This is a genomic window from Marinobacter sp. C7, assembly GCF_022343555.1.
Lineage (GTDB): Bacteria > Pseudomonadota > Gammaproteobacteria > Pseudomonadales > Oleiphilaceae > Marinobacter.
Genome location: NZ_JAKQZH010000001.1, coordinates 1,605,873 through 1,618,091, shown reverse-complemented (window position 1 = coordinate 1,618,091; position 12,219 = coordinate 1,605,873). Strand labels below are relative to the sequence as shown.

The 12,219-nt window shown below is 58.3% G+C and carries 10 protein-coding genes; all 10 read right to left on the bottom strand.

The window, feature by feature from the left end; translation table 11 throughout:
- Positions 1–29: 29 nt before the first annotated feature.
- Positions 30–1,553 (bottom strand): amidophosphoribosyltransferase, encoded by a 1,524-nt coding sequence (purF, locus tag MD273_RS07425; protein WP_239037103.1) that lies wholly within the window; start codon positions 1,551–1,553, stop codon positions 30–32.
- A 34-nt stretch (positions 1,554–1,587) separates the two neighbouring features.
- Positions 1,588–2,166, bottom strand: a complete 579-nt coding sequence (locus MD273_RS07420; RefSeq protein ID WP_239037102.1) for a CvpA family protein — start codon at positions 2,164–2,166, stop codon at positions 1,588–1,590.
- 91 nt (positions 2,167–2,257) lie between these two features.
- Positions 2,258–2,956: an SPOR domain-containing protein gene (locus MD273_RS07415; protein ID WP_239037101.1), complete on the bottom strand. Its 699-nt coding sequence runs from the start codon at positions 2,954–2,956 to the stop codon at positions 2,258–2,260.
- Positions 2,957–3,059: 103 nt separating this feature from the next.
- Positions 3,060–4,379, bottom strand: a complete 1,320-nt coding sequence (folC, locus tag MD273_RS07410) for a bifunctional tetrahydrofolate synthase/dihydrofolate synthase (protein ID WP_239037100.1) — start codon at positions 4,377–4,379, stop codon at positions 3,060–3,062.
- Positions 4,363–5,289, bottom strand: a complete 927-nt coding sequence (gene accD / locus MD273_RS07405) for an acetyl-CoA carboxylase, carboxyltransferase subunit beta (RefSeq protein ID WP_239037099.1) — start codon at positions 5,287–5,289, stop codon at positions 4,363–4,365. Before accD ends, folC begins: the two co-directional genes overlap by 17 nt.
- Before the next feature lie 45 nt (positions 5,290–5,334).
- The gene (gene trpA / locus MD273_RS07400) at positions 5,335–6,147 is read right to left on the bottom strand and encodes a tryptophan synthase subunit alpha (RefSeq protein WP_239037098.1); all 813 of its coding nucleotides are present in this window, start codon (positions 6,145–6,147) and stop codon (positions 5,335–5,337) included.
- Positions 6,148–6,166: 19 nt separating this feature from the next.
- On the bottom strand, positions 6,167–7,375 hold the full coding sequence (gene trpB / locus MD273_RS07395) for a tryptophan synthase subunit beta (protein ID WP_502846049.1): 1,209 nt from the start codon (positions 7,373–7,375) through the stop codon (positions 6,167–6,169).
- A complete protein-coding gene (locus MD273_RS07390; protein WP_239037097.1) occupies positions 7,368–7,997 on the bottom strand; it encodes a phosphoribosylanthranilate isomerase in 630 nt (209 codons plus the stop codon). The genes trpB and MD273_RS07390 overlap by 8 nt, the downstream gene beginning before the upstream one ends.
- Positions 7,994–8,902, bottom strand: a complete 909-nt coding sequence (gene truA / locus MD273_RS07385; RefSeq protein WP_239037096.1) for a tRNA pseudouridine(38-40) synthase TruA — start codon at positions 8,900–8,902, stop codon at positions 7,994–7,996. Before truA ends, MD273_RS07390 begins: the two co-directional genes overlap by 4 nt.
- Before the next feature lie 98 nt (positions 8,903–9,000).
- Positions 9,001–12,177, bottom strand: a complete 3,177-nt coding sequence (locus MD273_RS07380) for a FimV/HubP family polar landmark protein (RefSeq protein ID WP_239037095.1) — start codon at positions 12,175–12,177, stop codon at positions 9,001–9,003.
- Positions 12,178–12,219 lie beyond the last annotated feature (42 nt).

Sequence of the window (12,219 nt, the reverse complement as noted above, 5' to 3'; positions counted from 1 at the left end):
GGTGTCTCCTGGCCAGGTTTTGCGGGCAATCAGTCTTCATCGTTGTGAAGATCGATAATGCCGTTATCGGATGAGTCACCACCGGATTTGCTGCGTTTTTCATCCTTCCGGAGATCCTCGAGCTTGTCCAGGTAGGCCCGATCGACGTCGCCGGTAACGTAGTTTCCGGTAAACACCGAACATTCCCAGCCTTCAATCTCGTCGTTCACATCGCTGACGCAGGTAATGAGATCATCCAGATCCTGGTACAGCAACCAGTCGGCGCCAATCAACTCCCGGATTTCCTCGATCGTACGGTCGTGGGCAATCAGCTCACTGGCGGACGGCATATCGATGCCGTAGACGTTCGGATAACGCACGGGGGGAGCCGCGGACGCGAAATAGACATTTTTCGCACCGGCATCCCGCGCCATCTGGACAATTTCCTTACAGGTGGTGCCCCTGACGATGGAATCATCCACCAACATCACATTCTTACCCCGAAACTCCAGATCAATCGGGTTGAGTTTCTGGCGAACGGATTTCTTCCGCATCTTCTGGCCGGGCATGATGAAGGTTCGGCCAATGTAGCGGTTCTTGATGAAGCCTTCCCGGAACTTGACGCCCAGGCGGTGGGCCATCTGCATGGCCGAGGTCCGGCTGGTGTCGGGAATCGGTATAACCACATCAATGTCGTGATCCGGGCGCTCACGCATGACCTTTTCCGCCAGGGTCTCCCCCATACGCAACCGGGCCTTGTAAACGGAGACCTTGTCGATGATCGAGTCCGGACGGGCAAAATACACGTGCTCGAAGATACAGGGATACAGATGCGCCTCATCGGCACACTGCTGGGTGTACAGGGTGCCGTCGGTTTCGATATAGACGGCCTCACCTGGCGCGATATCCCGGACCAGCTTGAACCCGGCGGCGCTCAACGCCACGCTCTCGGAGGCAATCATGTACTCCTTGCCGCCATCCTCGGTCTCTCGCACCCCGTAGCAGGCCGGACGGATTCCGTTTGGATCACGGAAACCGATAATGCCGTAACCGGTGATCATGGCAATCACCGCATAGGCGCCACGGCAACGCTTGTGCACGGCCTTGACCGCGTAAAATATCTCGTCTTTGGTCGGCTTCAGCTTGCCCAGCTTCTGTAGCTCGTGGGCGAAAACGTTAAGCAGTACTTCAGAATCGGAATTGGTGTTGATGTGGCGGAGATCAGTGCGGAAGAGGTCACGCGCCAGGTCGTCGGCGTTGGTCAGGTTGCCATTGTGGGCCAGGGTGATGCCATAGGGACTGTTCACATAGAACGGCTGCGCCTCGGCGGAACTGGAGGTACCTGCGGTGGGGTAGCGTACATGGCCGATCCCGACATTGCCTACCAGACGGCGCATATGACGGGTGTGAAATACATCCCGTACGAGGCCGTTGTCCTTGCGCAGGTAAAACCGTTCGTCCTGAAATGTAACAATGCCCGCCGCGTCCTGGCCCCGGTGCTGAAGAACAGTCAGCGCATCATAGAGCGACTGATTGACGTTGGAAGTACTGACGATGCCGACAATGCCACACATGGATAGGATCTTCTCCGAGTGTTAATACTGAATGTTAACGGGACGCGGACCTGGGTTCCACGTCTTCTTGTCCCTGAGTTGCTTCTGGAGCGTCGGGCCTGGCCTCACCCTCACCCGCCGGCTCCAGAAAACGGGCGAATTCATCACCCAAAGTGCGCCTTGACCAGTCTTCCACCACACCGAGCCGATCAATCATTACGGACTCCCGCCACCAGGTATCCTGCGCCAGCGGGGTGTAGCGAGTGAAGGCAATCCCGACAATCACGACGACCACACCTCTGAGCAATCCGAATCCCATGCCCAGCACCCGATCCGTTGCCGACAGCCCTGTGACGCGAACCAGATGACCAATCATATTATTGATGATTGCGCCGACAATCAGGGTACCAAAGAACAGAATGGCAAAGGCCGCGATCAGACGCACCAGGGGCGTCTCCACGGTGCTTTCCAGAAGAGTCTGCATTTGCGGATGGAAAGTTCTGGCCAGAATGAAAGCACCGACCCAGGTAATCAGTGACAGGGCTTCCCTGACAAAACCACGCTTGAGACTGATCAGCGTGGAAACTGAAATTAGGACAATAATGACCCAGTCAATCCAGATCAGCGCTTCCATGAAAAACCCGGCAGAGAAACGAAAGCGCGAATTCTATCAGGAATCGCAGCGCCACCAAACTGCCGAGGACTCATAATCCGGAATCACCACGCTATTTATCGCCCTCGGTAACAAGGCTGTTGAGATTGAAGGCATCGTCAAGAACCCGCTTGGCGGCTTCTGCTTCCGATTTGCTGGCAAACGGGCCGCTGAAGACCCGTGTGAGCACGGTGTCACCGCGGGTCAGCTCCTGGAGGTGGGAGCCATAACCTTTTTCCCGGACCTGGTCTCTCAGGCGGCGGGCATTGTCCGGATTGCCAAAACTGCCCAACTGGATTACCCAGGCTCCTTCAAGCGAACGGGTGTATTCAGCACTGCCGGCTTCCGCGGGCGCCTCATTTGCCGCCGGCTCCTTCGGCTCCTCTGCGGCACCGGCTACTGCGCCGCTCTCTGCCCCGGAAGCGACACTCTCGGTCTCTTCAGTTGCATCGACCTGACCAGAGAACGGCTCGGAGTTATCACTCGGCTCCTCGATTACGCGGTAACCGGGTGCGGGCTCGGCTTCAGCGGTAGCCGGTTCAGACGTTCCGTCTGGCTGCGGCGATACCGGCGCATTACCGGTCTCATAGACAGGCGGCTCGGGAATCTCTTCCGAAGGCGCATTGACCTCCGGGAAAGGCGGTTCCTCCGGAATCTGGATTGGCGTGGAGGTGCGCTCGGAGTGAGGCTCATCAAAAATCATCGGCACAAAGATAACCGCCAGGGAAACGAGAACCAGTGCCCCGATGATCCTTTGTTTCAGTCCGTCCACGCTGCCACTCCCGTTAACCGTTCCTGTCCAGTTTACTGCTATCGCCGATACTAAACGGCTGGTTCCGATAACTCAAAGCCGTAACCCTTGCCATGGACAAAGTTTAAGATCTGTCGCCCTGAAGGACATCCCGCGCCTCGGCAACGGTGAAAAAAGACCCGAACACAATCACCAGGCCACCTTCCCCTGCCGACGTTCTCGCGGTGTCAATGGCCTCCGCCACCGACGGGCATTGGTTCAACCGGGTCACGCCACCCTGGCGAACCCTCTCCGCCAGGGCCTGGACATTCAGCCCCCTGGGAACGTCCAGCGGCGCCAGGAACCATTCGTCCACCACGCCGGCCATGGCTGCCGAAACACCTTCCACATCCTTGTCACCAAGTGCGGCATAAACCGCAACCAGGCGCTGGCCATCTCCGCGCATGGTCGCCAGTCTGTCCGCTAGCCAGGTTGCAGCGTGTGGGTTGTGCCCCACATCCACCAGCGTGACAGGGTGATCCGAGAGCTGCTCAAACCGACCGGGAACCGACAACCCCAGCAGGGTCGATTCTATCTGCTCGAGGGTCAGTGCAGGCTCCAGGTTCCGGATGGCCACGACAGCCGCTGCCACGCTTTTTACCGGCAACGGACCGGCGGGAAAACGAATCGTTTCATCCCGGTATTCCAGATGCACCTTGGCTGCATCGCCAAGGGCACCATCCTCCGGAAGCCGGAGCTGATAGTCACGGCCAAGCAGATCAAGGGATACCTTTTGCGCCGAAACCTGCTGCAACACCGATCTGGGTGCATCCTCATCAGCGTATACCGCCGGTATTCCCGGCCGCAGGATCCCGGCCTTCTCGAAGCCAATCACCTCACGGTCACTGCCCAGAAAGGCCACATGGTCGATATCCACCGAGGTGATGATGGCAAAATCCGCGTCGAGCACGTTGACCGCGTCCAGCCGGCCGCCAAGACCGACCTCAAGTACCCAATCCTCGACGCCTGCTTCGGCAAAGGCGACGAACGCCGCCAGGGTGCCGAACTCGAAATAGGTCAGTGTGGTGTTACCCCTTGCCTGCTCAACGGCCTCGAAGGCTCGGACCAGGGCCTCGTCGCCGATATCGACACCGTTGATACGCACTCGCTCGTTGTAACGATGCAGGTGTGGGGATGTATAGGCACCGGTGGTGCGGCCGGCACAATGCAACAGCGCCTCGATGGCCGCCACGGCACTGCCCTTCCCATTGGTGCCTGCAACGGTAATGATCCGGCCATGGGGTTTACGGGGAAACAGCCGGCGCAGTACCAGGAGAACCCGGTCGAGACCCAGATCGATTTCGGAGGGATGAATGGATTCCAGGTAGGAAAGCCACTGGTCGGGCGAGGCGTTCGCCCCCGGCGGAACCGGGGGCTTGCCGAAATTGTTACTGCTCGGCGGCATCGTTTTCGGGCTTTTCAGTCACTTCGAACTCGATGGGCTCTTCTGTTCCGGGTTTATCGTCTGCCGTGAACTTGGCAAGCAGATGTGCGCAACGTTCCCTGAGCTGGTGGCGGTGCAGAATCATGTCGATAGCACCGTGCTCCAACAGAAATTCACTGCGCTGGAAGCCTTCCGGCAGCTTTTCCCGGACGGTCTGCTCGATAACCCGCGGGCCGGCGAAGCCGATCAGGGCGTTAGGCTCGGCAATGTTGAGATCCCCCAGCATGGCCAGACTGGCGGAGACACCCCCAAACACCGGATCGGTCATCACGGAGATATAAGGGATGCCCTCCTGCTTCATACGCTCAAGCACGGCTGCGGTCTTGGACATCTGCATCAACGACAGAATCGCTTCCTGCATCCGGGCGCCGCCACTTGCGGAGAAGCACACCAGCGGAATGCGATCCCGCAGGGCCACATTGGCTGCCTGCACAAACTTCTCACCAACCACCTGACCCATGGAACCACCCAGGAAGTTGAACTCAAAGGAGCAGGCCACCAGGGGAACCCCGAGGGTCGTTCCCTTCATGGCAATCAGGGCGTCCTTCTCACCCGTTCCCTTCTGGGCCTGGGAGAGACGATCCTTGTAACGCTTGCTGTCCTTGAACTTGAGGCGGTCCCAGGGCTCCAGATCCGCTGCGATCTCCTCACGGCCGTCCTCGTCGAGGAAAATATCGAGACGACGCCGGGCACTTACCCGCAGGTGGTGGTTACATTTGGGACAAACATCCAGATTCTTCTCAAGTTCCGGCTTGTAGAGAAAGGCCCCGCATTTGGGACACTTCTTCCAGAGTCCTTCGGGGACCCCGGTTCTCTGCTTGGATTCCGAGCGGATCTTGCTCGGCATGATTTTGTCCAGCCAGTTACTCATGATTCAATCCTGTCCTGTGAGGCCTGCCTGCCCTCGGCCTCCGGTTCAGGAGGCCAGGCTGTCCAGTGCTTCGCGCATCGGGTGGAGCAGATCCGTCAGGGCTCGCTTGAGCTCTTCCGTATCTGCCTGATTTCTGGCTATTGTATCGACCAGCACACTGCCAACAATTACACCATCGGATACCCGACCCACGGCAGCGGCCGTTTCCGCATCACGAATTCCGAAGCCGACGCCGACCGGCAAGGCGGTCATTTCATGAATATGGGCAACCTTGGCGGCCACTTCATCGACATTGATTTTAGCCGCACCGGTCACGCCCTTGAATGAAACATAGTACACGTAGCCGGAAGAGTGCTCGGCGATAGCGCGGATTCGCTCATCAATCGTTGTCGGTGCGAGCAGGAAAATGGCGTCAAGCTTGCGCCGGGCGAACAGCGGCGCCACGTCATCCGCCTCTTCCGGCGGCAGGTCAACCGTGAGAATTCCGTCCACCCCGGCATCGGCCGCCGCGTCGGCGAAGGCCTCATAACCCATGGCTTCCATGGGATTGAGATACCCCATCAGGACCACCGGAGTCTTGTCGTCCTCCTTGCGGAATTCCTTGACCATACCGATGACCTGGCGGAGTGAGGTGCCGTGCTTGAGTGCCCGCTCACAGGCCAACTGGATAACAGGGCCATCCGCCATCGGGTCGGAAAACGGTACGCCAAGTTCGATAATATCCGCGCCAGCCTCTACCAGCGAATGCATCAGGCCTACTGTGGCATCCGGATGCGGATCTCCTGCAGTAATGTATGGAATAAGCGCCTTACGCCCCTGGTCCTTCAGGTCCTTTAATACCCCTTGAATTCGGCTCATGCCAGTTTCCGTCCTTTCTTCAGATCTCGATACCATCGAGTTGGGCGATGGTATGAATGTCTTTGTCACCACGACCGGAGATGTTGATAACCAGCATCTGGTCCTTGTCCATTTCCGCGGCCTTCTTCACGCCGTAGGCCACCGCGTGGGCGGTCTCCAGTGCCGGCATGATGCCCTCTACCCGGGTGAGCATACGGAAGCCGTCCAGCGCCTCATCGTCAGTGACCGAAACGTAGTTGGCGCGGCCGATATCCTTGAGCCATGCATGCTCAGGCCCAACGCCCGGATAGTCCAGGCCGGCACTGACCGAATGGGTTCCGGCAATCTGGCCGTTTTCGTCTTCCATCAGGTAGGTACGATTGCCGTGCAAGACACCCGGACGTCCCGCACACAGGGGCGCCGCGTGTTGCCCCGTCTCGATACCCAGGCCGCCGGCCTCAACGCCATACATCTCAACAGTCTCATCGCCGAGGAACGGGTAGAACATGCCGATGGCATTTGATCCACCACCCACACAGGCAACCAGCGCATCCGGCAGCTTGCCGGTCTTGTCCAGCGCCTGTCGGCGGGTTTCACGACCGATCACCGACTGGAAGTCCCGTACCAGGAGCGGATAAGGATGGGGTCCGGCCACGGTGCCAATAATGTAGAAGGTATCGTCGACATGGGAGACCCAGTCGCGCATGGCGTCGTTCATGGCGTCTTTCAGGGTCCGGGTGCCACTTTCGACGGCATGGACCTGCGCCCCCAGGAGCTTCATCCGATACACATTGAGGGATTGGCGCTGGACATCCTCCGCGCCCATGAACACATGGCATTCCAAGCCCAGACGGGCACAAACCGTGGCCGTGGCTACACCGTGCTGGCCAGCTCCGGTCTCGGCAATGATCCGCTTCTTGCCAAGGAAGCTGGCAAGAAGGGCCTGACCGATGGTGTTGTTCACCTTGTGAGCGCCGGTATGGTTCAGATCTTCACGCTTGAGCCAGATCTGCGCGCCACCGGTTTCCCGGGTCAACCGTTCTGCGAAGTACAGCGGGCTCGGTCGTCCAACGTAATCCGCCAGATCCTTGTCGAATTTGGCCTGGAATTCAGGATCCTTTTTCATCTGGAGGTATTCTTTCTCCAGGGTCATCAGGGAATCCATCAGGGTTTCAGAAACAAACCGTCCGCCGTAGGCACCGAAGTGACCCCGTGCATCGGGAAGTGCGCTCAGCATTTCTTCAGTCAGTTTTACAGACACGGTGAACCTCTTTAATGAAGTCGGAAATTTTCTGGATGTCCTTGATGCCCTTGCTGCGCTCGACACCGCCACTGACATCCACAGCCCAGGGTTTCACCTGTGTTACGGCGCGGGATACGTTATCAGATGATAACCCACCGGCCAATACAAGTGGCATGGGGCGGTTTTCAGGGATAAGCTGCCAGTTGAAGGACTGACCGGTGCCTCCGAATTTGTCCGGAACCCAGGCATCCACCAGCAAACCGGCAGCATCCCGGTAATCCTGAAAAGCCGACTCGATCTGTCCTTCCTCACGAACGCGGATGGCCTTGATCCATCGCCTGCCAAAGCTTCGGCAGAACTCAGGCGTCTCATCGCCGTGAAACTGCAGGAGATCCAGCGGTACCTCGGATAACACCCGCTCGACAAATTCCGGCTCGGGATTCACAAACAGTCCCACCGCTTGCACAAACGGTGGGATGTCGCGAATCAGGGCCGCAGCGTGCGCAGGCGAAACCGAACGCGGACTGGGTTCATAAAACACAAACCCGAGAGCATCCGCGCCGCAACTGATTGCAGCTGAGACATCCTCCGGGCGGGTCAGGCCACAAATCTTGACTCTCGTACTCATCGTTCGGGCATCGGTTTTTTGGGATGAATATGGGTTGGTTCAATCGGGTGATTGTCGTCACTCTGGAACCATGGGCGGACAAAACCCGGGCCGCACTCGGCTTTCGGAACTCTATACCCGAAAGGATAGCCAACATCCACCAGATACAGACCGTCAGGTGGTGCGGTTACTCCGGCCACGGTCCGGTCCCTCTCTTTCAGGATCGAGGCAATCCAGTTCACAGACTCTCTGCCATTACCCACCGCCATCAGGGCACCGGCAATGTTTCGGACCATGTGATGCAGGAATGCGTTGGCCTGAACATCAATTACGACGAAATCACCTTTACGGGTTACCGAAATCTTCTCAAGGAAACGGATGGGAGTACGAGACTGGCATCCGGCAGCACGAAACGATGAAAAATCGTGCTCGCCAACCAGCACCTGCGCGGCCTCATGCATCCTGTCCGCATCCAGTGGACGAAAGGTCCAGCTGACCTGACCACGAAGGATTCCGGGGCGAACCGCATGGTTGTAAATCACATAGCGATAACGGCGATAGACGGCCGAAAAGCGTGCGTGAAAGTCGTCAGCCCCTTGCCCGGCCCAGTGGACTGAGATATCCCCCGGGAGCGCGGTGTTGATTCCCATGACCCAGGAGCGAAGATTCCGGACCGAAGGCGTCTCAAAATGGACAATCTGATAACTGGCATGAACACCCGCATCGGTACGACCGGCACACACCAGGTCAACAGGGTGGTTGGCTACTTTCGCAACTGCTTTCGAGAGCTCCCCTTCAACCGACCGCACACCGGATTTCTGCATCTGCCAGCCATGAAAACCCCGGCCATCGTACTCAAAGGCCAGAACCACCCGGCCGTCACCAATTGCGTTGTCTGTGGTCAGTTGCTGTGCTTCGAGGAACAAGGGGAAGTCCGAAAAGATCTTGCTGTAAAAACAAAGCGCCGGCGTTATCCCGTGGACCGGGGCCGGCGCTCGTCACCTGAGGAATTGATTATAACGGATCAGGACAGATTTTTAAGGAGATCCTGGGCTTCTGCCTTCTGGGCGTCATCACCCTCGAGGGCCACCTCCTCAAGAATGTCCCGGGCACCGTCACTGTCACCCATCTCGATATAGGCGCGAGCCAGGTCCAGCTTGGTCGCCGCTTCGTCCGTACCTGCCAGGAAGTCGAAGTCATCGTCCTCGCCAAGCTCGGACTCATCAATTTCGACAGGTGCTGCACGACCGGTCTCATCGCTTGCCACAGGAATCTCCTCTTCGGTAGCTTCGTCAGCGGCAGGCGCCTCCTGCTCCGCCAGATTCTCCAGGGTGCCCAGGTCTTCCAACTCCTCGGTCTCGGCGACTTCCTGCTCCGGGCTGGGCTCTTCGCCCTGACCCATCACATCGCCTTCACCCAGTGTGTCTTCCAGACCCAGCTCATCATCCAGGGGCGCAGCTTCCTCTTCACCATGATTGCCGCTATCCGCAGAATCGGAAAATTCTTCCATCAGAGCCAGATCTTCATCCGAGACATCCAGCTCCAGGTCGTCCAGTGAGGACTCTTCAATTTCCTCACCGCCAAGCTCGTCGTCATCGGCAACTTTATCAAGTTCGGCATCCAGCTCATCCAGGAACGATTCGTCGAGACCACTGAGCTCAGATTCGACTTCTTCGCCTTCCGAATCTGCCGCGGTGGAGGACTCATCTTCGAGGTCCAGGGAGAACTCATCGGCCTGGCTTTCCTTTGACTCTTCTACCGGCTCCTCCAGATCCATTTCAAGAGAGGAGAAATCGGTCTCGTCGCTCTTCTCTTCCGGCTCGACACCCTCTTCCGTCTCCAGGGAGGACAGATCGAATTCGAGCATGTCATTCCGCGTATCGGCACTCTCGGACTCAGACTCCGCTGCACCTTCGGATTTTTCCTCGGCCTGCTCGACATCGCTCAGATCGAATTCAGCAAATTCAGTGTCAAAATCGCCAAATTCGTTTTCAACCTGCTCTTCCCTGGACGCATCATACTGGTCTGCCAGGAGCTCGTCGGAGACTTCAGGCTCGGCAGAAGCTTCATTCGATGCGGTTTCCTGGTCGGTACTGAACGAATCTGAACGCAGCTGCGACTCGAGGTCATCAATACTGGGCACCGACTCGGCCTCCTCGAGACGACTGCGGAGCGCATTGGCTTCGGCCAGCGCATTCTCGTCCTCGAAGGCTGCAACTTCACCAAACTGCTTTTCGAAAGACTGACGGTCCTGATTGTCGGCGTAGAGAGCCAACAGTTTCAGGCGCAGGTCCGTGCGGCTCGGCTCACGGGAAATTGCTGTTTCCAGTGCCTGGACAGCCCTGTCGCTCTGACCGTAGGCCACGTAGCGATCCGCCTCGGCCAGGGCATCAGTAGCCTCCGGAGCCTTGCTCTCTTCGTCGCCGAGATCAACCTCGAAAGAATCGGACTCGCCCTCGGTATCCGTGTTGAGCTCCTCGTAGAACTGCTTTTCCCGATTGGCATTCCGACGCGCTACCAGAAGCAGCAGCAACAGCAGGAGAATCAGGCCGCCTCCCAGCGCGATCTGATACATGGGATTATTGACGATCATGTCAATAATGTTGCCGGGGAAAGCTTTTTGCGGGTCCGTTTGCTGCTGAGCCGGCTGGCTCTGCTCCGGCTCTGCCGGCGCAGCAGCGGTAGCAACCTCTTCCGCTGACTCCTGGCTGGAAGGCGCCGTCTCGTCACCAGCGGCAGAGGCATCAGCAGGCTCGGCGCCTGTGCCTGTCATTTCCGTTGCTGCCTCGTCTGCTGCGTCCGCAGCGGATCCACCAGCAGCAACATCGGCTTCCTCCGATCCATCAGCGGCGCCCTCCGCTGTGGTTGAGTCCTCACCTGCCATATCAGCCCCGGCCGTTCCGTCGGCCTGCTCCGATTCATCAGCGGTAGCTTCGGCACCGGCCTCGGGGGCAGACGCTTCATCCGCGCCCGCTTCTTCTGATCCGGATTCGACGCCATCCTCAGGAGATGCTGTCGGAGCCATCTCGCCCTCACCAGGCGAGACGGCATCAGCGTCGCCCTCACCGGCCATCTGCTGCAAATCGGCAAGCTGGCTGTTCTTGAGTTCAAGCAGACGCTGCAGGGTCTCGACCTGATCCTGAAGGTCGTCAACGCGGCTGTTCAGTTCCGCATTCTCGCGGCGGGCACTTTCCAGCTCTTCCATGGCAACGGCTTCGCCGGCATCAACACCGCCTGGCAGATCACTGTCGCCACCGGCCGATCCACCGTCAGTGGTATCCCGGGAGTCGTTGTCTTCCGCCACCAAAAGCTTCAGCTCAGCGTCTCCACCACCGGTTGCAGCCTGTTCGGTCGGCTGCCCCTGCTGAGGCGTGGGGGTGGCATCAACCGTACGCTGAGGAGACTGGAATTCCTGATTCTGCTGACTGACGATGCGGGTCGCTTCCGCCCGGGTACGGCTCTGGATCTGATCCCTGGTGGGTACTCGCAACACTTCACCGCGTTTGAGACGGTTGATGTTGCCACCAATGAAGGCATCGGGATTGAGGTCCTGGATTGCCAGCATCACCTGCTGCATGGACACACTGTTATCAGGGCGTACTCGCGAGGCGATCGTCCAGAGAGTATCGGACGGACCGGTGGGGCCAAAGGTATTCGCAGAATAGCTGCGGCCGAGTGAGCTTTCAGCTTCGGCCTGACGCCGGATAGATTCACTGCTACGGGTGGCAGGAGCGGAAGGCTCGGAGGTACGCGCAGTCGAACCAGGGGCCGCCACTTGCTCACGAACACCGGAATCCTCGGCATACACAGGAGGATCAACCAGTACTGCATATTCCCGCATCAGGCGGCCATTAGGCCAGGTCAGTTCGAGCAGGAAATTCAGGTACGGCTCACGCAGGGGTTCTCTGGAGGAGACATTGACTACGAGATTGCCGTCGGTGCCGGTCACGACCTCAAAACGGAGCTTGCTCAGAAACTGGTTGCGATCCAGTCCAACGCGCTCATAAGCGGCATCCGAGGCAATATCGACCAGAACATCGCCGGGGCTCACCCCCCTGCTCTGGGGCAGAGTAATTTCCGCATCCAGTGGCTCATTCAGATAGGACTGAAGTTCGATTTCTCCCAGCCCCAGGGCCTGTGCAACGCCGGAACCGAGCCCTCCTGCCAGAGCCAGGGCAACCGCAAGCTTGCGTACCTTCATGCTTTTTCCTTTCCAGTCTCCGTTATTCGTTACTGCTTTTTA

What these genes read in the sequence shown, in the direction of transcription:
- MD273_RS07420 (WP_239037102.1), bottom strand. Translation starts at nt 2,166, where the DNA reads ATGGAAGCGCTGATCTGGATTGACTGGGTCATTATTGTCCTAATTTCA.
- accD (WP_239037099.1), bottom strand. Translation starts at nt 5,289, where the DNA reads ATGAGTAACTGGCTGGACAAAATCATGCCGAGCAAGATCCGCTCGGAA.
- MD273_RS07380 (WP_239037095.1), bottom strand. Translation starts at nt 12,177, where the DNA reads ATGAAGGTACGCAAGCTTGCGGTTGCCCTGGCTCTGGCAGGAGGGCTC.
- purF (WP_239037103.1), bottom strand. Translation starts at nt 1,553, where the DNA reads ATGTGTGGCATTGTCGGCATCGTCAGTACTTCCAACGTCAATCAGTCG.
- trpA (WP_239037098.1), bottom strand. Translation starts at nt 6,147, where the DNA reads ATGAGCCGAATTCAAGGGGTATTAAAGGACCTGAAGGACCAGGGGCGT.
- folC (WP_239037100.1), bottom strand. Translation starts at nt 4,379, where the DNA reads ATGCCGCCGAGCAGTAACAATTTCGGCAAGCCCCCGGTTCCGCCGGGG.
- MD273_RS07390 (WP_239037097.1), bottom strand. Translation starts at nt 7,997, where the DNA reads ATGAGTACGAGAGTCAAGATTTGTGGCCTGACCCGCCCGGAGGATGTC.